General features: G+C 65.0%; 24 protein-coding genes and 1 tRNA gene. 9 read left to right on the forward strand and 16 right to left on the reverse strand.

Going from position 1 to position 21,829, the window contains the following annotated elements:
* Window positions 1-13 precede the first annotated feature (13 nt).
* Together ABFA30_RS21635 and ABFA30_RS21640 are read right to left on the reverse strand one after the other, a co-directional pair.
* A complete protein-coding gene (locus ABFA30_RS21635) occupies window positions 14-1,174 on the reverse strand; it encodes an MFS transporter (RefSeq protein ID WP_410045909.1) in 1,161 nt (386 codons plus the stop codon).
* A gap of 411 nt (window positions 1,175-1,585) precedes the next feature.
* Window positions 1,586-2,803: an MFS transporter gene (locus ABFA30_RS21640; RefSeq protein WP_253103477.1), complete on the reverse strand. Its 1,218-nt coding sequence runs from the start codon at window positions 2,801-2,803 to the stop codon at window positions 1,586-1,588.
* Between the two features lie 183 nt (window positions 2,804-2,986).
* Between ABFA30_RS21640 and ABFA30_RS21645 the strand changes: the two genes are divergently transcribed.
* Both ABFA30_RS21645 and ABFA30_RS21650 read left to right on the forward strand, forming a co-directional pair.
* Window positions 2,987-3,919 carry a FecR family protein gene (locus ABFA30_RS21645; protein ID WP_253103476.1) on the forward strand — a complete coding sequence of 311 codons (933 nt, stop codon included), beginning with the start codon at window positions 2,987-2,989 and terminating at the stop codon, window positions 3,917-3,919.
* A gap of 97 nt (window positions 3,920-4,016) precedes the next feature.
* A tRNA-Met gene (locus ABFA30_RS21650) sits at window positions 4,017-4,093 on the forward strand.
* Window positions 4,094-4,223: 130 nt separating this feature from the next.
* Here ABFA30_RS21650 and ABFA30_RS21655 read toward each other — a convergent pair.
* Window positions 4,224-4,838, reverse strand: coding sequence for a LysE family translocator (locus tag ABFA30_RS21655; protein WP_253091498.1), 615 nt, complete (start codon window positions 4,836-4,838; stop codon window positions 4,224-4,226).
* A 141-nt stretch (window positions 4,839-4,979) separates the two neighbouring features.
* Between ABFA30_RS21655 and ABFA30_RS21660 the strand changes: the two genes are divergently transcribed.
* A complete protein-coding gene (locus ABFA30_RS21660; protein WP_410045910.1) occupies window positions 4,980-5,897 on the forward strand; it encodes a LysR substrate-binding domain-containing protein in 918 nt (305 codons plus the stop codon).
* On the opposite strand, the gene ABFA30_RS21665 is transcribed toward ABFA30_RS21660, so the two are convergent.
* The 4 genes from ABFA30_RS21665 to ABFA30_RS21680 form a co-directional block, all read right to left on the reverse strand.
* Window positions 5,837-6,379, reverse strand: a complete 543-nt coding sequence (locus tag ABFA30_RS21665; RefSeq protein WP_225790565.1) for a D-Ala-D-Ala carboxypeptidase family metallohydrolase — start codon at window positions 6,377-6,379, stop codon at window positions 5,837-5,839. The two genes, ABFA30_RS21660 and ABFA30_RS21665, sit on opposite strands and share 61 nt — an antisense overlap.
* A gap of 168 nt (window positions 6,380-6,547) precedes the next feature.
* Complete coding sequence (gene can, locus ABFA30_RS21670; RefSeq protein WP_225790566.1) at window positions 6,548-7,192, reverse strand: carbonate dehydratase; 645 nt, start codon at window positions 7,190-7,192, stop codon at window positions 6,548-6,550.
* A 52-nt stretch (window positions 7,193-7,244) separates the two neighbouring features.
* Window positions 7,245-7,700: a ribosomal protein S18-alanine N-acetyltransferase gene (rimI, locus tag ABFA30_RS21675; protein ID WP_225790567.1), complete on the reverse strand. Its 456-nt coding sequence runs from the start codon at window positions 7,698-7,700 to the stop codon at window positions 7,245-7,247.
* Window positions 7,697-8,485, reverse strand: a complete 789-nt coding sequence (locus ABFA30_RS21680) for an energy transducer TonB (protein ID WP_410045911.1) — start codon at window positions 8,483-8,485, stop codon at window positions 7,697-7,699. Before ABFA30_RS21680 ends, rimI begins: the two co-directional genes overlap by 4 nt.
* A 204-nt stretch (window positions 8,486-8,689) precedes the next feature.
* Here ABFA30_RS21680 and mksB point away from each other — a divergent pair, with 204 nt between their 5' ends.
* The 3 genes from mksB to mksF are packed head-to-tail and all read left to right on the forward strand — an operon-like array spanning window position 8,690 to window position 13,504.
* Window positions 8,690-9,979 carry an Mks condensin complex protein MksB gene (gene mksB, locus ABFA30_RS21685; protein ID WP_253081612.1) on the forward strand — a complete coding sequence of 430 codons (1,290 nt, stop codon included), beginning with the start codon at window positions 8,690-8,692 and terminating at the stop codon, window positions 9,977-9,979.
* Window positions 9,969-10,676 (forward strand): Mks condensin complex protein MksE, encoded by a 708-nt coding sequence (mksE, locus tag ABFA30_RS21690; RefSeq protein WP_225790570.1) that lies wholly within the window; start codon window positions 9,969-9,971, stop codon window positions 10,674-10,676. Before mksB ends, mksE begins: the two co-directional genes overlap by 11 nt.
* Window positions 10,673-13,504, forward strand: coding sequence for an Mks condensin complex protein MksF (gene mksF / locus ABFA30_RS21695; RefSeq protein WP_410045912.1), 2,832 nt, complete (start codon window positions 10,673-10,675; stop codon window positions 13,502-13,504). Before mksE ends, mksF begins: the two co-directional genes overlap by 4 nt.
* Window positions 13,505-13,620: 116 nt before the next feature.
* Here mksF and ABFA30_RS21700 read toward each other — a convergent pair whose 3' ends face one another.
* The 5 genes from ABFA30_RS21700 to rplU all read right to left on the reverse strand — a co-directional run bounded on the left by ABFA30_RS21700 (window position 13,621) and on the right by rplU (window position 17,316).
* The gene (locus ABFA30_RS21700; protein ID WP_225790592.1) at window positions 13,621-14,064 is read right to left on the reverse strand and encodes a CreA family protein; all 444 of its coding nucleotides are present in this window, start codon (window positions 14,062-14,064) and stop codon (window positions 13,621-13,623) included.
* Between the two features lie 22 nt (window positions 14,065-14,086).
* Window positions 14,087-15,205: a glutamate 5-kinase gene (proB, locus tag ABFA30_RS21705; protein ID WP_225790572.1), complete on the reverse strand. Its 1,119-nt coding sequence runs from the start codon at window positions 15,203-15,205 to the stop codon at window positions 14,087-14,089.
* Between the two features lie 87 nt (window positions 15,206-15,292).
* Window positions 15,293-16,516: an Obg family GTPase CgtA gene (gene cgtA, locus ABFA30_RS21710; protein WP_225790573.1), complete on the reverse strand. Its 1,224-nt coding sequence runs from the start codon at window positions 16,514-16,516 to the stop codon at window positions 15,293-15,295.
* A gap of 189 nt (window positions 16,517-16,705) precedes the next feature.
* Window positions 16,706-16,963 carry a 50S ribosomal protein L27 gene (rpmA, locus tag ABFA30_RS21715; protein ID WP_225790574.1) on the reverse strand — a complete coding sequence of 86 codons (258 nt, stop codon included), beginning with the start codon at window positions 16,961-16,963 and terminating at the stop codon, window positions 16,706-16,708.
* Between the two features lie 38 nt (window positions 16,964-17,001).
* On the reverse strand, window positions 17,002-17,316 hold the full coding sequence (gene rplU, locus ABFA30_RS21720) for a 50S ribosomal protein L21 (protein WP_225790593.1): 315 nt from the start codon (window positions 17,314-17,316) through the stop codon (window positions 17,002-17,004).
* 246 nt (window positions 17,317-17,562) lie between these two features.
* Between rplU and ABFA30_RS21725 the strand changes: the two genes are divergently transcribed.
* From ABFA30_RS21725 to ABFA30_RS21735, 3 genes are all read left to right on the forward strand, one after another.
* Complete coding sequence (locus tag ABFA30_RS21725; RefSeq protein WP_225790575.1) at window positions 17,563-18,531, forward strand: polyprenyl synthetase family protein; 969 nt, start codon at window positions 17,563-17,565, stop codon at window positions 18,529-18,531.
* Window positions 18,532-18,698: 167 nt separating this feature from the next.
* Window positions 18,699-19,040, forward strand: coding sequence for a zinc ribbon domain-containing protein YjdM (locus ABFA30_RS21730; RefSeq protein ID WP_225790576.1), 342 nt, complete (start codon window positions 18,699-18,701; stop codon window positions 19,038-19,040).
* 151 nt (window positions 19,041-19,191) lie between these two features.
* Window positions 19,192-19,437 carry a hypothetical protein gene (locus ABFA30_RS21735; protein ID WP_225790577.1) on the forward strand — a complete coding sequence of 82 codons (246 nt, stop codon included), beginning with the start codon at window positions 19,192-19,194 and terminating at the stop codon, window positions 19,435-19,437.
* 149 nt (window positions 19,438-19,586) lie between these two features.
* On the opposite strand, the gene ABFA30_RS21740 is transcribed toward ABFA30_RS21735, so the two are convergent.
* The 4 genes from ABFA30_RS21740 to ABFA30_RS21755 all read right to left on the reverse strand — a co-directional run bounded on the left by ABFA30_RS21740 (window position 19,587) and on the right by ABFA30_RS21755 (window position 21,734).
* Window positions 19,587-20,204: an FKBP-type peptidyl-prolyl cis-trans isomerase gene (locus ABFA30_RS21740; RefSeq protein WP_225790578.1), complete on the reverse strand. Its 618-nt coding sequence runs from the start codon at window positions 20,202-20,204 to the stop codon at window positions 19,587-19,589.
* 87 nt (window positions 20,205-20,291) lie between these two features.
* Window positions 20,292-20,597, reverse strand: a complete 306-nt coding sequence (locus tag ABFA30_RS21745; protein WP_225790579.1) for a DUF6482 family protein — start codon at window positions 20,595-20,597, stop codon at window positions 20,292-20,294.
* A gap of 138 nt (window positions 20,598-20,735) precedes the next feature.
* Window positions 20,736-21,224 (reverse strand): TIGR00645 family protein, encoded by a 489-nt coding sequence (locus tag ABFA30_RS21750; RefSeq protein ID WP_225790580.1) that lies wholly within the window; start codon window positions 21,222-21,224, stop codon window positions 20,736-20,738.
* Window positions 21,225-21,395: 171 nt separating this feature from the next.
* Complete coding sequence (locus ABFA30_RS21755) at window positions 21,396-21,734, reverse strand: hypothetical protein (RefSeq protein ID WP_225790581.1); 339 nt, start codon at window positions 21,732-21,734, stop codon at window positions 21,396-21,398.
* Window positions 21,735-21,829 lie beyond the last annotated feature (95 nt).

The following is a 21,829-nucleotide window of genomic DNA, read 5'->3' on the forward strand; positions in this document are numbered from 1 at the left end:
CTTGGAGGGCACCTCACTCCGCCACCGCCCGCAGCCTCCCCGCCCGCCGATACGACTGCCGGGCAAAGCACACGAACAACCCCGCCATCAGCGCCAGGGCCATGGGCAGCCCGTGGGGCGCCACGTCCATGGCCGCGCCACTGAGCAACGGCCCGACCAGGCTGCCGACACCCCACAGCAAGCCCACGCTGGCATTGGCGGTGACCAGGTCCTGGCCCTTGAAGCGCTGGCCGATCAACACCAGCGCCAGGGTGTAGATGCCCCCGGCCACCGCCCCCAGCAACACCAGCAGCGGCCACAGCAGCCAGGTCATCTGCAGCAGCCACGGCAGGCCGATGCCGATCGCCATGGCCACCAGCCCGCACACCAGGTGCAGCCCGGTACGCTCCACCCGGTCGGCCAGCCAACCCAGGGGCAGTTGGAAGAGCATGTCGCCAGCGAACACCACGGTGACCATCAGCGCCGCCACACCCACCGCGAAACCATGACTGGTGGCGTACACCGGCAGCAGCGACAACACCACCGCATCGAAGAACGAGAAGAACAGCACCGCCACGCACAACGCCGGCGCCACCCGGAAGAATCCTGCCAGGGTGAAACTCTTCTCGCCCTCGTCGCCATGCTCTACATGATCGTCGGGCACGGTCAGCAGGATGCACAGCAGCGCCAGGCCGTAGCAGGCGGTGACCACACCGGTCACCCAGGGGCTGTTGGCACCGAGCACCGCCAGCATCGCCGGGCCGAGCACCTGGAAGCCAGTGAAGCTGGTGGCGTACAGGGCCATGATCTTGCCGCGGTTGTGCTCCGGGCACAGCTCGTTGACCCAGGACTCGCCGAGGATGATCGCGATGCCCATGCCGATCCCCAGGCCCAGGCGCAGCAGCGCCAGCAGCCAGATCGAGGAGAACGCCCACTCCAGCAGTGCGATGCTCAGGGTGCACAGGCTGAAGCACAGCAGGTAGATGGAGCGCCGGGTCAGGTGGCGGCAGCAGGTGTCGACCATGAACGCCGAGAGCATCATCCCCGCGGCGGGAATGGCCGAGAGAATGCCGATCTCCAGGGTCCCCGCACCGGCCTCGTGCAGGCGCAACGACACCAGCGGCAGGCTCGCCCCCAGGCTGAAGCCCACCACCGACACGGCGAACAACAGGCCCGCCAGCAAACGCATGTTCATGTACCACTCCTTGCACGCCGACGCACTGGCCCCCTGGGCACCGGTCGGCGGGAAATCACTGAAAAGATGTTCGAACGCAGGCGCCCGCAGCCACGCCATGGCGGCGGGTCATGCAGGGACGCGGATCAATTCAGGCAAGGTGTGGCGAAAAGGTGAAAGCGAACAGCACGCTACGCCGACGCTTGAGCACCGTGTCGCTCGGCCATGCACGACGTACCACCTGGACGACAGACTGGCGGACGGGGCGAAGGCTCGGGGTACGGCGCATTGCATCGACTACATGGATTGAAAGGAGGCGGCACTCTAGGCCAAGGGCAGTCGGCTCGTCAATTGCCGGGGCCGCTTCGCGCGGTCTGGCAAGCCCGGGAGCCGGCTTGCCGGCGATGGGCTGCAAAGCAGCCCCAACCACGCTCAACGCTTGCCGGTAGAAGGCAGGAACACCGCCAGCAACCCGAACAACGGCAGGAACGAGCACAACCCATAGACATACTCGATGCCACGCAGGTCGGCCAGGTACCCCAGCAACGCCGCGCCAATGCCGCCGAAGCCGAACATCAGGCCGAAGAAGATCCCGGCGATCATACCGACGCTCCCCGGTACCAGCTCCTGGGCATAGACCACGATGGCAGAGAACGCCGAGGCCAGAATGAAGCCAATCACCACGCTGAGCACGGTGGTCCAGAACAGGTCGGCATAGGGCAGCGCCAGGGTGAACGGTGCCACGCCCAGGATCGAGAACCAGATCACCGCCTTGCGCCCGATGCGGTCGCCGATCGGCCCACCGAAGAAGGTGCCGGCCGCCACCGCGCCGAGGAACAGGAACAGGTGCAACTGGGAACTGGCCACCGACACGCCGAACTTCTCGATCAGGTAGAAGGTGAAATAGCTGGTGAAGCTGGCCATGTAGAAGTACTTGGAAAACACCAGCAGCCCCAGGACCACCAGCGCCAGGATCACTCGCTGGCGGGAGATGCCGTGGCTCGCCGGGGCGGCCTTGCGTGCCTTGAACTGGTTGAGGTGGCCCTGGTACCAGCGGCGCAGCAGCAAGGTCACGGCGAAGAAGAACAGCCCGGCCAGACCGAACCAGGCCACGTGAGTCTGGCCGAAGGGGATGACGATGGCGGCCGCCAGCAATGGGCCAAGGGCCGAACCTGCGTTGCCACCGACCTGGAAGGTCGACTGCGCCAGGCCGAAGCGCCCACCCGAGGCCAGGCGGGCGATACGCGAGGTCTCCGGGTGGAAGGTCGAGGAGCCGATGCCCACCAGCGCCGAGGCCAACAGGATCATCGGGAAACTACCGACGAAGGCCAGCATGACGATCCCCACCAGGGTACACAGGGTGCCCAACGGCAGCAGGTTCGGCGTCGGCCGGCGATCGGTGAAGAAACCGACCCAGGGCTGCAGCAACGACGCGGTGATCTGGAAGGTCAGGGTGATCATGCCGATCTGGGCGAAACTCAGGTCGTAGTTGGCCTTGAGCATCGGGTAGATGGCTGGCAACACTGCCTGGATCAGGTCGTTGATCAGGTGCGCCAGCGCGCAGAAGGCGATGATGCGCATCACCAGTGGGTTGGCTTGCGCTGCCGTCTGCGGGGCGGCGCTGGTGGTCTGGGCACTGCTCATGGCCATGGGCTGGGTATCCGTGCGTGCGCGAGTTGGGATCCGATTATCCGGAAACAAGTAGATACATAGCTAGCTTTTTATGGCGCTCATCAAACACGCACTTGTAAATGGTTCTCAATATATTTAGCATCTTCAATTCTATACCCCTGTAAACATTGGGCGAAACCGCCCTTTCCGCGAGCAGATCCCATGAGCCCGATGCCCGCCTTGCAGATCCAGGCCGATCCCCAACGGGAGGCGCTGGAATGGTTTTCCCGCCTGCGCCAGCCCGGTGGCGACGAACGGCTGCACCAGGCGTTCAGCGCCTGGTGCCAGGAGCCCGACAACGCACGGGCCTATGCCGAGCTGGAAGCCTACTGGCAACGGCTGCAGCCACCTCCGGCACGGCCACGCCCCCGACAAGTCAAGGCGCGTCGCAGTCGGGCCGGCACGTGGCTGGCGGTGCTGTTCTTGCTGGTGCTGGCGGGCCTGGCCTACCTCTACTGGCCACTGGCGCAGCGCCTGGGCAGCGAGCTGCACACCGCCAGCGGCGAGCGCCGCAGCCTGCGCCTGGCCGACGGCTCCACCCTGCACCTGGACAGCGCCAGTGCCATGAACGTCGACTTGCGTGGCCGCACGCGCCTGTTGCAGCTGGTGCAGGGCCAGGTCTACCTGGAAGTGATGCTCGACGGGCGCGCCATGGAGGTGCAGGTCGACGCAGCACGCATCCAGGTGTTCGGCACGCGCCTGATGATCGCCCGTCATGCCGGCCATGACGAACTGGTGGTGCTCAAGGGCAAGGCCATGGTCATCCAGGGCGGCGAGCAGCGCATGGTCTCGGCCGGCGAGCGGGTCACCTTCACCGATACACGCATCGACCCGGTGCAGAAGATCGACGCCAAGGCAGCCGACGCCTGGCGCAGCGGCCATCTGCTGGCCAAGGACACGCCCCTGGGCGAAGTCCTGGAGCGCCTGGCCGGCTACCTGGGCCGACGGGTCTGGCTGATGGACGAGCAGACCGCCTATCGACGCGTCAGCGGCGACTTCAACCTCGAGCGCCCCGTCGAAAGCCTCGAGCGCCTGGCCAACGACCAGCGCCTGCAACTGCACGACGTGCTCGGTCATTGGCTGATCGTCCGCTGAAGATCGGGCTTTCTGGCTAAGCGTTTGAAAGCGCGTAAATTTTTTTTGAAAGGGGTGTTGACAGGATCGGGATTCAAGCGAATAATGCGCGCCACTTGGCTACATAGCTCAGTCGGTTAGAGCACGGCATTCATAATGCCGGTGTCCGGGGTTCAAGTCCCTGTGTAGCCACCATCTTCGAAAAGGGTTTACCGCAAGGTAAGCCCTTTTTCTTTTGCCCTGCGAAAACCATTCGCGTAATGCCGGTCGATTAAGGCTTCCATTTAGTAGGGCCGCTTCGCAGCCCAACGTGATGGACAATCTCTCAACGCACACCCGCAACCACCACCGTCACCCCCAACCCGATCAAGGCCACGCCGATCACCCGGTCGACCACCCGCTGCCGTTCGATCATCGCCCTGCGCAGCGCCACACTGGAAAAGAACACCGCCACCAGGCTGAACCACAGCCAGTGAGCGAAGGACATGAATGCGCCGTAGGCGAAGTCCAGTGCCAATGGGCTGCCCGGCTGGACCACCTGGGTAAAGGCACTGACCACGAACAACAGGGTCTTGGGGTTCAGGGCATTGGTCAGGAACCCCGTGCATAACGCCGCCCGAGCGCTCGTGCGGGCTTGCTCGACGCCCTCGTGGCTGATGCGCGTGGTGTTGGTCAGCGACTGGTAGCCCAGGTAGATGAGGTACCCCGCCCCCACCACCTTCATGACCATGAATAGAGCCGGGCTCTGGCTGACGATCACGGCGATGCCGAGCACCGTGTAGCACACATGCACCTGCACCCCCAGGGCGATGCCCACTGCGGCCGCCAGGCCGGCCTTGCGGCCCTGTGCATAACTGCTGCGGGTGACCATGGCGAAGTCAGCCCCCGGGCTGATGACAGCCAGCACGGTGAACAGGGCCACGGCAATCAGTTCGTTCACGCAAAAGCTCCTCGATAGACGATGAAAAGGCACAGAGGCACTGATTATCGAAGGCTTATCCACAAGGAAAAATCGATTTATAGTGCGCTTGATCCGCTAGTTTTTCTCACACAAAAATATTGCGCATTCGACGGCAACCCCATGAAACGGCCCCCATTGACCGCCTTGCACTACTTCGACATCGCTGCCGAAACCGAGAGCTTCGTACGGGCCGCCGAGCGCCTGCACGTCACCCATGGCGCAGTCAGCCGCCAGGTACGGCTGCTGGAGGAAAGCCTCGGCGTGGAACTGTTCGAACGGCGCAATCGGGCGATCTTCCTCACCCCCGCCGGCCGCGCGCTGCACGGCACCACCCAGGCGATCTTCGAGCAACTGGACGGTACGGTGCAGCGCCTGCAGGCCCAGGCGCGCGACAATGTGCTGGTACTGTCGTGCGAACCCACCATCGCCATGCGCTGGCTGATCCCACGGCTGCCCCGTTTCCATGTCGCCCATCCAAGCCTGCAACTGCACCTGGTGGCTGCCGGTGGCCCGCTGGACTTCACCCGCACCGGCGTCGACCTGGCGCTACGGCGCGATGACTTCCATTGGGACCGCCAGTTGTACAGCCTGAAGATCTGCGACGAGTGGATCGGCCCAGTCGGCCGCCCAGGCATGGGCGATGGCCTCGACGGGCAACGCCTGTTGCACAGCACCACCCGCCCCGACGCGTGGAACACCTGGCTGCGCCTGAGCGCTCGTCAGGCCCGACCTGACGCGCACAGTGACTATGAACATTTCTACCTGTCGGTCCAGGCCGCCAGCGCCGGGCTGGGCCTGGCCATCGCCTCGGCACTGATGGTCCGCGACGAACTCGACAGCGGGCAGCTACAGGCGCCGTTCGGCTTCCTGCGCGACGGTTCGGCCTATCATCTGCTCAGCCCTCGCCCACTGGATGATGGTGGCAAGCGCCAGTGCTTTGTCGAATGGGTGATGGCCGAGTGCCAGGCCTGTCTCGCTCACCTGGGCTTGGCGCAGAACGACGAACCCGAGCGGCCGTCTCCACCCCAGGTCCGATAGCCCGCCGTATCGAGGTGGATACGCCCGGACGGGTAGCGCCCCAGGCCCATGTTCCAGGCTCGGCCGTGTTGCTGCCAGAAGCGGCACAACGGGTTCGGGTCGGCCCAGGCCGGCAGCAGCAGGTCGACGGCGAAGGCGCGGGTATGGGCGCTGCCCACCGCACCACCGGCGCAGGCGTTCAGGCGGGGATCGCGGTAGGCCGAGACCACTTCGAACTGGCGCAGGATGCCCTGGTCGCCGAGGGTCTTGAGCAGCATCAGGGTGGAACGCACCTGGGGCCAGTGGGTAGCCGGTGGCACGGCGAAAGGCGAGGCACGGCACAGGCGCCAGTCCGAGGCCGAGCGCAGCAGTTGATGGATCGGCACCACGCCATACAGCCGGGCATCCACCAGCATCTGGCGGAAGGGGCGGGTCTGGTGATCCCCCGCCCACTGGGCGAACATCCACAGGTCGCGCTCGTCGGCCTGGGCGATACCTGCCATTAGCAAGCACCCAGCCAACGCCAGCAGCCTCGTGCTTTTCATTCCTTTCCCCCTTGCTCCAACTATGGCAGCCCCTGGCAAGGAGTTAAGCATGGCGTGTCGCGCACGGAGGTTTCGGGCTGGCCTCACGAGGGGCCGCTACGCGCCCCAATGCCGCATGCCTGGCCCTCAGCCCTGCTCCACCGGCCGCAACCGATACTGCGCCGGCAACTGGGCGAAGCCGCTGATGGTGGTGTCCAGGCTCTTCCAGCGACCATCCTTGATGCCATAGATGCACCCGTGGATCGACAGTTCCTGCCCGCGATGCCAGGCGTTCTGCACGATGCTGGTATGGGCCACGTTGGCCACCTGCTGGATCACGTTCAATTCGCACAGGCGGTCGACCTTGGCCTCCTCGCCGTCCAGCTTGGCCAGCTCGGCGCGCTTCTCGTAGTACAGATCGCGGATCGAGCGCAGCCAACCGTCGATCAAACCCAGCTGGCGGTCCTGCATGGCCGCACGCACACCGCCGCAGCCGTAGTGACCGGTGACCAGGATATGCTTGACCTTGAGCACCTCCACCGCGTACTGGATCACCGACAGGCAGTTCAGGTCGGTGTGCAGCACCACGTTGGCGACGTTGCGGTGGACGAACAGGTCGCCCGGCAGCATGCCGACGATCTCGTTGGCCGGCACCCGGGCATCGGAGCAGCCGATCCAGAGGAATTCAGGCGCCTGCTGGCGGGCCAGCTTGGCGAAGAAGTCCGGGTCGCGCTGCTTGATCGCATCGGCCCAACGCTCATTGTTGTCGATCAGTTCCTGCAGGTCATGCATGGTCGTTGCCTCATCAGGGTATGCCTGTGTGACTTGGCCAGCCCCCGTCAGGTCACTCTTCGAGCAGGGTGCAGGCCATCACCAGGGCGTCTTCGCGCCCACCGGCAACCGGGTAGTAGTCCCGGCGCCGGCCGATTTCGTTGAATCCGTAGCGTTCGTAGAGACGATAGGCCGACTGGTTGCTGGCCCGTACCTCCAGGAAGCATTCGCGGCCATTGAGCTGGTAGGCCCGTGCCATCAGGTGCTGGAGCAGGCGCAGGCCGAGGCCACGGCCCTGGCTTTCCGGTTTGACGGTGATGTTGAGCAAGTGCGCCTCGTCGATGATCACGTTGATCACGCCATGGCCGACCTGCTGCTGCCCCTCGAACATCAGCCAGACTTCATAAGACTTGAGCGCATCCTGGAAGATGCCACGGGTCCAGGGATGACTGAACGCGGCATATTCGATCTTAAGCACGGCATCCAGATCCGCCTCGGTCATCGGGCGGAAACTGATCGAGTCACTCATTCAACGCTCTTCCAGCGCGCCATCAGCCGGCGCATCGCTTGCCAGACGTCCGCCTTGCGCCGCGGCTCGTCCATCAACAGTTCAAGGCCTGGCAGGGCCCAGGCATCGCCCAGGCCCTCGACCTTGAGTTCTTGGTAGTAGGCCTCGGCGTCGGCCTGGCCGGCGAAGCGCACCGCAGGCAGGCCGACCAGCCACAGGCAGGTGCACGGGGCTTCTTCCAGGCGGGCCTGGATGAAGGCCTGGACGAAGTCCCGTGCCGCCTCCGGGCCCTGGTCCATGTTGCCGCGTACCAGCAGGGGCCAACGCACCGGTTCGCCGACGATCTGCGGGGCATCCGGCAGGCCGGCGGCGCGCAGCATGTCCTTGAGCAGCAGGTACGACGGGTCGCGGCTCTGGAACGGCTGGCCGGTGGCCAATTCCACCAACAGCAGGCAGTGACCGGCGCGCAGCAGCTGCAGGGCGAAGCGCGGCGGCGGCACCGGGGTCGGACGAGGCGCTGGCGCCTGCTCCTCGGCTTCGACCGGCTTGCTGGCTGGCTTGGGCGCGCTGCCTGGGCGGAGAATTTCGATCTTCGGTCGCTCGCTGGGGCGGGCCTGGGGCGCGACAGGCGCCTCGCGGGCCGCCGGCGCCGAGGGCTTGACCTCGAACTCGAGCACCTCGACCGGCGCCTGCGGCAACAGCAGCTCGGGCCGTGACGGCGCGGCGAACGGCAGTTCGGCACGCGGCAGCCAATGCACCACTTGCATGGCGGAAAGGTAGGCGCGGCGGCGAGGCTCGGTCAGCAAGGCACGGTCATCCGGGGGGAGAAGTCAGTCGGCCATTCTACCGCTGTTGTCCATCGAACGCCGCAACTGGGCGACGGAAATTTGTTGTCCGCGAAAGGGCCGGCACTGGCAACGGATACCCACCATTACAGACCAAGGGGTGAAATCCTCCCCCCGGGATGCAGTACAATCGCCCCTTTTATTTGGCAACGAGTCGACCCGCCAATGATCGAACCCAAGCGCGTCCTGCGCGCCCTAGCCGAACACTGGGCCCTGATCGAGCCGCTGTGCGAGCGCTTCGACCAGGGCACCCTGAGCCTGGTCGAACTACGCCAGCAACTGGCCCGCCAGCAGGTGGAGAGTACCCCGCAGGACATCACCCAGCTGCTCGATGTGTGGATCCGCCTGGATATCCTAGTGCCGGTGGCCAAGAGCCCGAACCGCTTCGAGCTCAACGCCCAGATCCACGACTTCCTCGCTTACCTGCGCCGCGAACACCGCCTGGGCCTGTGCCTGGAGATCGAGGCCTACCTGCGTCACCTGGAGCGCCTGGCCGGGCATATCCAGGACGCCTTCGACAACCGCGACAGCGACGACCTGGCGCGCCAGTTGCGCCTGCTCGACATGCGCGTGCGCGACGTGCTCAAGAAGCTCGACAACGACGAGCAGGCGCTGGTCGCCGTGGCCGAACGGGCCAAGACCAGCAACCGCCAGATCCCCCTGCGCCAACGCTACGCCGAGGTCCTGGCGACCTGGGACGAGTATGTCGAGCCGATGATCCAACTGGTCAACGCCGACGGTGCCTTCGAGCAGGGCGTGCGCAAGGTCGAGACCGTGCTGCTGCGCCTGCTCGGCGAGCAGGCGCGCCTGGGCCACCTGGTCGACGACGACATGCTGCTGCGCACCCACGCGCGCATCCTCGAGATGCAGACCAGCGCCCAGTTGACCCTGCGCCATGCCCGCGAGCTCTTGCTGCCGCTGCGCGAAGAAGCGCGCCGGCACAATGCCGTGACCCGCGGCGCCGCCCTGGCCCTGTCGGTGATCCGCCGCAAGGGCATCGACGCCGTGCCCCACGCGGCCATGCCACTGTTCACCCGGCCGCAGAGCACCTTCCTCGGCAGTGCCAGCCAGGTCGAGGCCTACGTCTATGCCCTGGCCCGCTTCGAACCGAAACCGGCGCGCTTCCCCAAGGCGCACAAGACCCAGAAGGGCCCGTTGCCGCGCGCACCGCGCACGGTCAAGGAAATGCTCGAGCGCTGCGAGGACGCCCTGCCCCTGCCGGACCTGATGGTCTGGTTGCTGGAGCAGGAACCCGAAGGCGCCACCGACGAGCTGCTGTACTGGTTCTCACGCCTGTCGCGGGAGAAGCGCTTCAACCGCGAGCGCCTCGACCGGCGCGAGTACACCACCCGCGAACACCTGGTCAGCCTGCGCTCCTTCGCCCTGACCTCCAGCCGCGAAAACACGCCCGCGGCCACGCCCGAATCCAACGCGAGCCCAGCCCATGCATCTTGATCTTTCCGAACTGTCCCAGCTCGCGCCGATCTTCCGCGAGCTGTTCAAGGGCTTCCATATCAGCCGCCGCGACCCTGAGCTGTACGCCCAGCTGTCGAACTTCCAGGACCAGTACCGCACCCTGTTCAAGGCCCTGGGCTTCGAGCTGGTGTGCGACACCCGCGGTTTCTACTACTTCGTCCCCGAACAGGCTGCCGCCCAGGTCAACAAGACCGCCCAGCGGCTGTCGCTGTTCACCTTCATCCTGGTCGAGCACCTGGCCGACCAGGGCCGCGACCCGATGGCCGTGCTCGATGGCGGCAGCATTGGCCGCGACGAGCTGCCATCGCTGCTGGAAAAATACCGCGACCTGTTCATCCAGGCCGAGGTGCAGACGGTCGACGAGCTGGAGGAGAAGATCCTGCGGCGCATGACCCAGCTGGGCTTCGCCCACGAGGAAGGCGGCATCTACCGCTTCCTGCCACCGATGCACCGCTTCCTCGACGTCTGCCTGTCGGTCCAGCAGGACCGCGACCTGGCCGCCAGCCTGCACAGCGACCTGCCGCTGCCGACGCCGGTACTGGTCGAGGAAGAAAGCCCGGAAGAACTCAACCGTACCGACGACCCGCTCGACCTGACCCCCTTCGAGGCCGAGGAAAGCGAGGAAGAAGCCCTGGCCCGGGCCATCCGCGAAGAGCAACAGGAGATTGACGCATGAGCCAGGAACGCTACGGCATCCGCCGCTTCGCACTGCTCAACACCGCCGGCTACAGCCTGGGCCTGTTCCCCCTGGAGCACCCGCTGTCGGTCTACGGCGCCAACAACCTGGGCAAGTCCGCCTCGATCAACGCCCTGCAGTTCCCGATCCTGGCGCGCATGTCCGACATGAGCTTCGGCAAGTACAGCCTGGAGCAGTCGCGCCGCTTCTACTTCGCCAGCGACACCAGCTACATCCTCTGCGAACTGAACCTGCCCCACGGTCCGCACGTGATCGGTGTGGTCGGTCGTGGCCCGGGCGGCGGCTTCGGCCACCAGTTCTTCGCCTACCAGGGCCAACTGGACCTGGCGCACTACCAGAAAGACGACACCTGCCTGCGCCAGAAAGAACTGTTCACCAACCTCGAGCGCCACGGCCTGAAGGCCTACGAGCTCAAGCCGGACGAACTGCGCCGGTTGCTGGTCGGCGGCCACACCTCGGTGCCGCTGGACCTGACCCTGATCCCGCTGCGCTCGACCAGCGAGCAGAGCCTGAAGACCTTCCGTGCCCTGTTCATCAACCTGCTGCACATGCGCGAGATCACCGCAGCCAAGCTCAAGCAGCTGTTCCTCGATGCCTTCGAGCACAGCCTGCGCTCGGGCAGCGTCGACTACATCGCCGCCTGCGAGGAAGCCTTCCGCGACGTGCGCCGCATGGAGCAGGACTACAACGCCCTGGTCGCCGCAGGCCCGCTGGTCGAGGCACTGGCCGGCGGCGTGGCCCAGCGCGACATCCTGCGCGGCAAGCTGCACCGCCTCTCGCCGCTGCTCGACAACCTGCTGGGCACCTGGCAGGACTACGCCATGGCGCGCAAGGAAGAGCTGATCATCCAGGCCGAGCACTACCGCAACGAGCAGGACAGCCTGCAGAACGACCAGCGCAGCGGCACCCAGGAGCTGATGCGCCTGGAGCGCGAGATCACCGGCATCCAGCGCTGGCTCGGCGAACTGTCGGTGCTCAAGCACCGCTTCGCCCTGGTCGACGACGTCAAGGTCCTGGAGCAGCAGTTGCTGGCGGCCAAGGACGCCCATGACGAACTGGCCGGCGCCCTGGCCCAGTCGCGGCAGTTCTCCGCCGAGGACCTGGACGAGCGAGTGCGCGACCTGGAAAAACGCCTCAAGCAGGTCAGGCAGCAGCTCGACCACGCCGACAACAACAGCTACGCCCGCCTGCGCGAGGAGTTCTCCCAGCAGGATGTGGACCGCCTGATGCGCCTGTTCAACGGCGCGCTGTTCAGCCTGCCGCTGGGCGAGCGCGGCATCGAGCTGGACGACAGCGACCTGTGGGTGAAAACCCTGGAGGCCGTGCTCGACGGCTTCAAGGGCGAGCGCTTCGAGGCCCCGGGCCTGGCCATCGACCTGTCGCACATCGATCCGCCGGCCCTGCAGGCCCTGGCCGACCGCGCCGCCCTGCGCGACCAGAAAGAACGCCTGGAAAAAGAGCTCAAGCAGCTCAAGACCCAACAGGCCGTGGCCCTCGACCGTGCCGCCAGCAAGGCGCAGACCGAGGCCCTGTACCAGCAGGTGCTGGATGCGCAGAAGGCCCTGGAGGACTTCCGCCGCACCGAGACCCTGAGCGCCGAAGAGCCGGAAAAGCTCGAGCAACTGGCGCAACTGGAAGCTGCCCAGGACGAGCTCAAGCGCTCCAGCGACGCCTTCACCGAGCGCGTCCAGCAGCTGTCGGCCAAGCTGCAACTGGTGGGCCGGCAGATCGCCGACCTGGAAGCCAAGCAGCGCACTCTCGACGACGCCCTGCGCCGTCGCCAGTTGCTGCCGGCCGACCTGCCCTTCGGCACGCCCTTCATGGAGGCGGTCGACGACTCCATGGACAACCTGCTGCCACTGCTCAACGACTACCAGGACAGTTGGCAGGCCCTGCAGCGGGTGGACAACCAGATCGAGGCGCTGTACGCCCAGGTACGCCTCAAGGGCGTGGCCAAGTTCGACAGCGAAGACGACATGGAGCGCCGCCTGCAACTGCTGATCAACGCCTACTCGCACCGCACCGAAGAGGCCCTGACCCTGGCCAAGGCACGCCGCGCCGCAGTCACCGACATCGCCCGGACACTGCGCAACATCCGCAGCGACTACGACAGCCTGGAGCACCAGCTGGCCCTGTTCAACCGCGAGATCAACAAGCGCCAGGTGTCCAACCTGGAGAGCTTCCGCGTGGTCCTGGCGCCGAACAAGGAAGCGCTCAAGCACATCGACCAGATCATCCACAGCGCCGGCCAGTACGAGGAAGGCGAGACCCTGTCAGTGTTCGACCTGACCCAGAGCGCCGAGCAGGATCACAAGAACGAAGAGGCCAAGGAGTACCTGGCGCGGCTGGTGGCGGCCAACCACAACCAGCTGGGCCTGAAGGACTTGTTCGAGCTGGCCTTCGAGATCACCAAGATCAACAGCCAGCCGGTGATCCACGCCGACATCGATGGCGCGGCGTCCAACGGCACCACCATGACCATCAAGGCGCTGACCAACATGTACCTGTTGCTGCACCTGATGGACCGCGACCTGGCCGGCCGCATCCGCCTGCCCTACTACCTCGACGAGGCGGCGGACATCGACGAGCGCAACCAGGCCGCGCTGCTGGAGACCAGCCAGCAACTAGGCTTCGTGCCGATCCTGGCGAGCGTGAAGCCGCAGGTGTCGGCGCGGGTGGCGATCGACCTGGAAGGCGGCAGCGGGCCGAACGGTATCTACATCGACGAGGCGGACTGGAAGTTCATCAGCCGCCGGGATGAGGTGAAGGCGATCGTTCGTGAGGATCAGGCCGAGGAACTGGCCTGAGATGGGGGTAACCGGGGCCGCTTCGCGGCCCCACTACCAGATGGCCAACGCCGAACTTGTGGGAGCGGGCTTGCCCGCGAATGGAGGCCGAAGGCCTCCCCGCCCTCGACCCGGTATCACTGGGCCCACGGCACGATCGGAATCGCCGTCACCGCATTCTGCGGGCTGCCTTCGATCAGCCGGTCGCTGTACACCAGGTACACCAGCGTATTGCGCTTCTTGTCGAGAAAGCGCACCACCTGCATGGTCTTGAACACCAGCGAGGTGCGTTCCTTGAACACCTCCTCGCCCTCCTTGAGCTCACCCTTGAAGTTGATCGGCCCCACCTGGCGGCAGGCGATCGACGCCTCCGCACGGTCCTCGGCCAACCCCAGGCCACCCTTCAGGCCGCCGGTCTTGGCCCGCGATAGGTAGCAGGTCACGCCCTCGACCTTGGGATCGTCGAACGCCTCGACCACGATACGGTCGTTGGGCCCGACGAACTTGAACACCGTGGAGACCTGGCCGATCTCCTCGGCCCCGGCCAGCATCGGCAGCGCCAGGGCGGCCACGGCAAACATCCTTTTCAGCACGGTGCGCTCCTCAGACCAGAACCAGGTTGTCGCGGTGCACCAGCTCCGGCTCGGCGATGTAGCCGAGCAACCCTTCGATGGCGTCAGAAGGCTGGCCGATGATCTTCTGTGCCTCCAGGGCACTGTAGTTGGCCAGGCCACGGGCCACTTCCTGGCCGTCCGGGCCGACGCAGACCACCATCTCGCCACGGCGGAAGCTGCCCTGCACGGTCTTCACGCCGACCGGCAACAGGCTCTTGTTATCCTCGCGCAGGGCCCGCACGGCACCGGCATCGAGCACCAGGGTGCCGCGTGTCTGCAGGTGACCGGCCAGCCATTGCTTGCGCGCGGCGAGCATGCCGCGCTCGGGCGACAGCAGGGTACCCAGGCGCTCGCCGGCCTTGAGCCGGTCCAGCACACGCTCGATACGCCCACCGACGATGATGGTGTGGGCGCCGGAACGCGCAGCCAGGCGTGCGGCGCGCAGCTTGGTCTGCATGCCGCCACGGCCCAGCGCGCCGCCGGAGCTGCCTGCCACGGCATCGAGGCTCGGGTCGTCGGCGCGGGCCTCGAAGATCAGCTGGGCGTCGGGGTTATTGCGTGGGTCGGCGTCGAACATGCCGTCGCGGTCGGTGAGGATCACCAGCAGGTCGGCCTCTACCAGGTTGGCCACCAGGGCCGCCAGGGTGTCGTTGTCGCCGAAGCGGATCTCGTCGGTGACCACGGTGTCGTTCTCGTTGATCACCGGCACCACGCCCAGGTCCACCAGGGTGCGCAGGGTGCTGCGGGCGTTGAGGTAGCGCTTGCGGTCGGACAGGTCGTCATGGGTCAGGAGAATCTGCGCGGTGTGCTTGCCATGCTGGCCGAAGCTCGACTCCCAGGCCTGCACCAGGCGCATCTGGCCGAGCGAGGCAGCAGCCTGCAACTCGTTCATCGCACTCGGTCGCTTGGCCCAGCCCAGCTGGCTCATGCCAGCGGCCACGGCCCCGGAGGAAACCAGCACCAACTCCACGCCTGCCTCCCGCAGCGCGACCATCTGCTCGACCCAGACGGCCATGGCGCCGCTGTCCAGCCCCTTGCCATCCGCCGTCAGCAGGGCGCTGCCGATCTTCACGACCCAGCGCTTGGCGCCTGTCACCTTGCTTCGCATCTTCTCTTCCAACCTATGTCGAATCTGTAGATACCGTAGATACCAAAACGCCGCTCCAGAGAGCGGCGTTTAGTGTACTGCAACCGGTCAGTCGCGCACGTAAATGATTTCCGGGCCGTCCCCGTCGTCCTCGTCATCATCCCAGTCGTCATCGTCGCCGATGTCGTGCACGCTCTTGACGCCGCTGCGGCGCAGGGCGCGGGCGTCGTCCAGGGCTTGCAGCTGGGCGCGGGCCTCGTCCTCGATGCGCTGGTCGAGCTCGGCCAGTTCCTCGGCATAGGCCGGGTCGTTGGCCAGGCGGTCGGCGCGGTCTTCGAGGTAGCGCATGATGTCGTGGCTGAGCTGCTCGGTGCCCTGCTTGGAGATGGCCGAGATCACGTAGACCGGGCCTTCCCACTGCAGGCGCTCGACCACTTCCTTGACTCGCTCGTCGCGCTCGTCGTCCATGACCATGTCCGACTTGTTCAGCACCAGCCAGCGTTCACGCTCGGTCAGCGAGGGGCTGAAGCGGGTGAGCTCGTTGACGATCACCTCGGCGGCATCGGCCGGGCTGCTGCCGTCCAGTGGCGCCAGGTCGACCAGGTGCAGGAGGATGCGGGTACGCGCCAGGTGCTTGAGGAAGCGGATCCCCAGGCCGGCACCGTCGGAGGCACCTTCGATCAGGCCAGGGATGTCGGCGATGACGAAGCTCTTCCAGCGGTCGACACTGACCACGCCCAGGTTCGGTACCAGGGTGGTGAAGGGATAGTCGGCGACCTTCGGCTTGGCCGCCGAGACCGAGCGAATGAAAGTGCTCTTGCCCGCGTTGGGCAGGCCCAGCAGGCCAACGTCGGCCAGGACCTTGAGCTCGAGCTTCAGGTCGCGCTGATCGCCCGGCTTGCCTGGCGTGGTCTGGCGCGGCGCACGGTTGGTACTGGACTTGAAGCGGGTGTTGCCCAGGCCATGCCAGCCACCCTGGGCGACCAGCAGCTTCTGGCCGGGGGTGACCAGGTCGCCGATGATCTCCTGGGTACCGGCGTCGATCACCGTGGTGCCGACCGGCACGCGCAGGACCAGGTCATCGCCCTTCTTGCCGGTGCAGTCGGTGCTGCCGCCGTTGGCGCCACGCTGGGCCTCGAAGTGGCGGGTGTAGCGGTAATCGACCAGGGTGTTGAGGTTCTCGTCGGCGACCATGAACACCGAACCGCCATCGCCACCGTCACCACCGTTGGGGCCACCGTTCTCGATGAACTTCTCGCGGCGGAAGCTCATGCAACCATTGCCGCCGTCACCGGCCTTGACCCGGATCGATACTTCGTCAACAAACTTCATAGAAACCGCCTCTCGTCGGCAGACGAGCTGAATGACTCAAAAACATGAGGCTCTTGCAAAAATGAGCGCGGCGGCCCCGTAACGACCGTAAACACCAGCGCCAGCAGCCCATACAAACAGCTTTGCAAGAGGCTCACCACAAACGAAAAAGCCCCGTCGCATGACGGGGCTTCTCCAGCGACTTCGCGATCAGGCCGCGACGACGCTTACATAGCGACGGCCGAACTCGCCCTTCTTCTCGAACTTGATCACGCCTTCGATCTTGGCGAACAGGGTGTGATCCTTGCCCATGCCAACGCCGTAGCCGGCGTGGAACTGGGTGCCGCGCTGGCGGACGATGATGTTGCCGGCCTTGATGACCTGGCCGCCATACATCTTCACGCCAAGGCGTTTCGATTCTGAGTCGCGACCGTTACGAGTACTACCACCAGCCTTCTTGTGAGCCATGGTTCAATTCTCCAAATAAATTCAGGGGATCTAGGGGATTAAGCCTGGATACCGGTGATTTTGATCTCGGTGAACCACTGGCGGTGGCCCATACGCTTCATGTGGTGCTTACGACGACGGAACTTGATGATGCGGACCTTGTCGTGACGGCCTTGCGAAACGACTTCAGCCACAACCTTGGCACCTTCGACGACTGGCGCGCCGATGGTGACGTCGTCGCCATTGGCGACCAGCAGAACGCGATCGAAAGTCACGGATTCGCCGGTGGCGACTTCCAGCTTCTCGACCTTCAGGAATTCACCTTCAGCGACTTTGTACTGCTTGCCGCCGGTAACGATTACTGCGTAAGACATGGTATTTCTCCGATAATCCTGCTCACCCAGCGCTTTATAGGAAAGAGTATTGGCTGGCATGGCTGCACTGGGCTGGAACGGCCCGGTGCAATTGCGTAAGGCAGGTGCTGCCCAGGAAAGTTAGGGTGCGCGATTGTACGCAACCGCTGATTACCTTGCAAGTCCCGCCCCCGGCCCGCGGGCAGCGCGCCTTGACACACCGGGACCCGCGACCTAGCATGCCGCGCAACCTCAATGGAGCAGCCGATGCAACCCCAATCCTTCTACCGCGCGGTGGCTGACGATTTCAGCGCCGTCGACGAGATCATCAAGAAGCAGCTGACCTCGCGCGTGCCGCTGGTATCGAAGATCGGCGACTATATCACCTCCGCCGGCGGCAAGCGCCTGCGCCCACTGCTGGTGCTGCTGTGCGGCAAGGCCCTGGGCCGCGAAGGCGACGACCTGCGCCTGCTGGCGGCGACCATCGAGTTCCTGCACACCGCCACCCTGCTGCACGACGACGTGGTCGACATGTCCGGCATGCGCCGCGGCCGCTCCACCGCCAACGCCCTGTGGGGCAACGCGCCGAGCGTGCTGGTGGGCGACTTCCTCTATTCGCGCTCGTTCGAGATGATGGTCGAGCTCGGCTCGATGCCGGTCATGCAGATCCTCTCCAAGGCCACCCGGGTCATCGCCGAGGGCGAAGTGCTGCAACTGTCGCGGGTACGCGATGCCAGCACCAGCGAAGCGGTATACATGGAGGTCATCCGCGGCAAGACCGCGATGCTGTTCGAGGCCTCGACCCACAGCGCCGCCGCGCTGGCAGAAGGCACCGACGAACAGCGCGAGGCGCTGCGCACCTTCGGCGACCACCTTGGGGTCGCCTTCCAGCTGGTCGACGACCTGCTGGACTACAAGGGCGACTCGCAGACCCTGGGCAAGAACGTCGGCGACGACCTGGCCGAGGGCAAGCCGACCCTGCCGCTGATCTACACCATGCGCGAAGGCACGCCCGAACAGGCTGCGCTGGTACGCCAGGCGATCCAGAAGGGCGGCCTGGAAGACCTGGAGCAGATCCGCATTGCGGTCGAAACCTCCGGCGCCCTGGACTACACCGCGCAGCTGGCACGTGACTACGTCGCCCGCGCCATCGCCTGCCTGGAAGTGCTGCCGGCCAGCGAGTATCGCGATGCCCTGGTCGAGCTGAGCGAGTTCGCGGTCGCCCGTACCCACTGACCACACCGAAAAACTCCATTCGCGGGCAAGCCCGCTTCTACAAGGCCAATGCGGCCCCTGTGGAAGCGGGCTTGCCCGCGAATGCATTTGCACAGGCGGCACACACCTGGCAGACAAAACCTTATACAATATGCGTCTTTAACCGCCCGTCTGTTTAAGGAACCCCCGTGAGCACTCTGCCACCCTGCCCCAAATGCAACTCCGAATACACCTATGAGGATGGCACCCAACTGATCTGTCCCGAATGCGCCCACGAATGGTCGGCCAGCGGCGAAGCCGAAGCCGTCAGCGACGAGGTGGTGAAGAAGGACTCGGTAGGCAACATCCTCCAGGACGGCGATACCGTTACCGTGATCAAGGACCTCAAGGTCAAGGGCTCGTCCCTGGTGGTCAAGGTCGGTACCAAGGTCAAGAACATCCGCCTGTGCGATGGCGACCACGACATCGACTGCAAGATCGACGGCATCGGCGCCATGAAGCTGAAGTCGGAGTTCGTGCGCAAGGTCTGATGCACTGCCACTCGGGGCTGCCGGCGCGGCGGCCCTGACAGGTCCTGCAACAGGGCCCCTGCCCCATTCGGAAGAATTCCGCCAATAGGGGCTTGCTATTCTGATAATAAGAATTATTCTCATTGGAGTCGCTATCCAATGGAGAATAGCCATGACCTATCTGATCGACGCCTGGCTGGACCGGCCACACCCCTACCTACGTATCCTGCACCGCGAGACCGGCGAGGTCTGTGCCGTGCTCGAGGAAGACGCGCTCGACGAACTGCGCGACCAGGGCGACCTGGACCTCAATGGGCTGAATTCAAGCGAGCCGGTGGTGCTCAAGGAACTGGTGCGCAACCTGTTCCTGTTCTGCTATGCGCGGGCATTGCGCCCTGGAGGGACGGATTGGAACTGAGGGTGTGTCGGCCGATGGGGCTTTGCAGCCCATTATTCGCGGACAAGCCCGCTCCCACAGGGGCCGCGTCGATCGCACATGATGCGATTTGCAGGGCCTTGTGGGAGCGAGCTTGCCCACGATAAGGCCGCGAAGCGGCCCCAGAGGTATTACAGAACGTCGAGCAGCTCGACGTCGAACACCAGCACGCTGTGCGGCGGGATGCTGCCAACGCCCTGGGCGCCATAGGCCAGCTCGCTCGGCACGTACAGGCGCCACTTGCTACCGGCGTTCATCAGTTGCAGGGCTTCGGTCCAGCCCGCGATCACGCCGCCGACCGGGAACTCGGCCGGCTGGCCGCGCTCGTAGGAGCTGTCGAACACGGTGCCATCGATCAGGGTGCCGTGGTAGTGGGTGCGCACGTTGTCCTCGCGGGACGGCTTGGCGCCCTCGCCGGTGTTCAGCACTTCGTACTGCAGGCCCGACGCCAGGGTAGTGATGCCTTCGCGCTTGGCATTCTCGGCCAGGAAGGCCTTGCCGGCGGCAGCAGCGGCTTCGGCCTTGGCTGCGGCCTCGGCCTGCATCAGGTCACGGATGACCTTGAAGCTGGCCGACAGGTCGGCTTCGCTGACACGGCTGTCGGCACCGTTGAAGGCATCGCTCAGACCGGCCAGGATGGCCTCCAGGCTGACGCCCGGCGGCGGGTTGTCACGCAGCTGGCCGCCCAGCTGACGGCCGATGCCGTAGCTGACGCGGGTTTCGTCGGTGGACAGGTTGAGTTCGGACATTGGCTTGCTCCGCTGCAGGGCGCAATGAAGCCGCGCCCTTGATGAAAAGGGCGAGCAGCCTAGCACACTGGGGCTGCGCCAGGCAGCTTACCAAGCCGAACGCTGGGAAATCGGCACCTTGAGGTCGTCGTCCGACTGCACGCTCATGCCACACATTTCGTCCTGCACCGACCAGTGCACCAGGTTCATCGACAGCATCGGCAGCGATTGCAGGAGGTTGCGCGCATCTTCCACGCAGTGCACCCGCAGTCGCTGTCCACGGTTGTCGGCCAGGGGATGGGCACGGCCCTTGACCCGCGCCTCGAGGAGGTAGTCGCCACCTTCGATGGCGATAAGGTTGAGTTCATCGACATGGCCGGCCCTGGCCTCGACGTTGAGCTGATGCAGGTTCATGGGCGCACCTCGCTACGGGAACCACGCATGTCCGATCATTTTTCGTACAGCTGCCGGGAAAGCACAAGCCATGAACGCGACCGCCCGTCCGTTTCGCAACGGACGGGCGGTGGAGGGCTCGCCGGGGTCGGCCATCGGTCAGTGCTTGGTGACCTTGTCCAGGTAACCCATGACGAACGCCGAGATGACGAAAGTCATGTGGATGATCACGTACCACATCAGGTAGTCGGTGGAGATGTTCTGGGCATCCATGAACACCCGCAGCAGGTGGATCGAGGAAATCGCCACGATGGAGGCGGCGACCTTCATCTTCAGCGAGGAGGAGTCCATCTTGCCCAGCCAGTTGAGCTTCTCCTTGTTGTCGTCGATGTCCAGCTGCGAGACGAAGTTCTCGTAGCCGGAGATCATCACCATCACCAGCAGGCCGCCGACCAGCGACATGTCGATCAGCGACAGGATGACCAGGATCAGGTCGGCCTCGCTCAGGGAAAAGACATTGGGCAGGACGTGGATGACTTCCTGGAAGAATTTCAGTGCCAGCGCCAGCAGGCCCAGGGACAGGCCGAAATAGATCGGGGCGAGCAGCCAGCGCGAGGCATACATCGCATTTTCGAGGATACGTTCCATGGAGGATAGGGACTCGTCAGAAGGCTAGAAAAGCGAGCGCGAGTATAAGCAAAAGACCGACATCTTGCATTGCACGGGCTCGCCCCGATGCCAGTCGGTCAAGCGGTATTGGGGCTGCCTTGCCGGCGATGGGGCGCGAAGCGGCCCCACTTGGCAGCGGACAGCGCCTGCTCAGGTCTCCGGATGAAACTGGTAATCCCCCAGGTTGCGACAGCGCTCGCCATTGATCCGGCGCAATTGCGCCTGCAGGTGCAGGCACCAGATCTGCGGATCATCGGCGACCTGGTAGCCATGCAAGGTGAGGCTGTCGACGATGGCATTGAGCACCGACTCGGCCACCAGCGGGCCATGGAACGGGCCCTGGGCCTTGATCGCAGAGGGTTGTTCACCGGCCATGCCGGCGGCGAAGAGCAGCGTCCACATGCCGTTGTCACCGGCCAATGGACGAATGCTGCATTCGATGCGGGTCACCAGGCCCAGGCACTGGCGGGTGAGGCTGAGGTTGCGCATGGCGGCGTCCCCTCTGTGAAGCCTTGTTCAGCCTGAACCTCAGGCTGTCTCCATCCTGAACGCTGATACCGTCCTTAAAAACCAGCATAGAAGAC

The sequence above is a fragment of the Pseudomonas sp. HLMP genome (assembly GCF_046365545.1).
Taxonomy (GTDB): Bacteria; Pseudomonadota; Gammaproteobacteria; order Pseudomonadales; family Pseudomonadaceae; genus Aquipseudomonas; species Aquipseudomonas guariconensis_B.

Bases quoted from the DNA above. Each gene is read 5' to 3' on its own strand.
- ABFA30_RS21635 (WP_410045909.1), bottom strand. From the start codon at position 1,174: ATGAACATGCGTTTGCTGGCGGGCCTGTTGTTCGCCGTGTCGGTGGTG.
- ABFA30_RS21640 (WP_253103477.1), bottom strand. From the start codon at position 2,803: ATGGCCATGAGCAGTGCCCAGACCACCAGCGCCGCCCCGCAGACGGCA.
- ABFA30_RS21645 (WP_253103476.1), top strand. From the start codon at position 2,987: ATGAGCCCGATGCCCGCCTTGCAGATCCAGGCCGATCCCCAACGGGAG.
- ABFA30_RS21660 (WP_410045910.1), top strand. From the start codon at position 4,980: ATGAAACGGCCCCCATTGACCGCCTTGCACTACTTCGACATCGCTGCC.
- ABFA30_RS21665 (WP_225790565.1), bottom strand. From the start codon at position 6,379: ATGGCAGGTATCGCCCAGGCCGACGAGCGCGACCTGTGGATGTTCGCC.
- can (WP_225790566.1), bottom strand. From the start codon at position 7,192: ATGCATGACCTGCAGGAACTGATCGACAACAATGAGCGTTGGGCCGAT.
- rimI (WP_225790567.1), bottom strand. From the start codon at position 7,700: ATGAGTGACTCGATCAGTTTCCGCCCGATGACCGAGGCGGATCTGGAT.
- mksB (WP_253081612.1), top strand. From the start codon at position 8,690: ATGATCGAACCCAAGCGCGTCCTGCGCGCCCTAGCCGAACACTGGGCC.
- mksE (WP_225790570.1), top strand. From the start codon at position 9,969: ATGCATCTTGATCTTTCCGAACTGTCCCAGCTCGCGCCGATCTTCCGC.
- mksF (WP_410045912.1), top strand. From the start codon at position 10,673: ATGAGCCAGGAACGCTACGGCATCCGCCGCTTCGCACTGCTCAACACC.
- ABFA30_RS21700 (WP_225790592.1), bottom strand. From the start codon at position 14,064: ATGTTTGCCGTGGCCGCCCTGGCGCTGCCGATGCTGGCCGGGGCCGAG.
- proB (WP_225790572.1), bottom strand. From the start codon at position 15,205: ATGCGAAGCAAGGTGACAGGCGCCAAGCGCTGGGTCGTGAAGATCGGC.
- cgtA (WP_225790573.1), bottom strand. From the start codon at position 16,516: ATGAAGTTTGTTGACGAAGTATCGATCCGGGTCAAGGCCGGTGACGGC.
- rpmA (WP_225790574.1), bottom strand. From the start codon at position 16,963: ATGGCTCACAAGAAGGCTGGTGGTAGTACTCGTAACGGTCGCGACTCA.
- rplU (WP_225790593.1), bottom strand. From the start codon at position 17,316: ATGTCTTACGCAGTAATCGTTACCGGCGGCAAGCAGTACAAAGTCGCT.
- ABFA30_RS21725 (WP_225790575.1), top strand. From the start codon at position 17,563: ATGCAACCCCAATCCTTCTACCGCGCGGTGGCTGACGATTTCAGCGCC.
- ABFA30_RS21735 (WP_225790577.1), top strand. From the start codon at position 19,192: ATGACCTATCTGATCGACGCCTGGCTGGACCGGCCACACCCCTACCTA.
- ABFA30_RS21740 (WP_225790578.1), bottom strand. From the start codon at position 20,204: ATGTCCGAACTCAACCTGTCCACCGACGAAACCCGCGTCAGCTACGGC.
- ABFA30_RS21745 (WP_225790579.1), bottom strand. From the start codon at position 20,597: ATGAACCTGCATCAGCTCAACGTCGAGGCCAGGGCCGGCCATGTCGAT.
- ABFA30_RS21750 (WP_225790580.1), bottom strand. From the start codon at position 21,224: ATGGAACGTATCCTCGAAAATGCGATGTATGCCTCGCGCTGGCTGCTC.
- ABFA30_RS21755 (WP_225790581.1), bottom strand. From the start codon at position 21,734: ATGCGCAACCTCAGCCTCACCCGCCAGTGCCTGGGCCTGGTGACCCGC.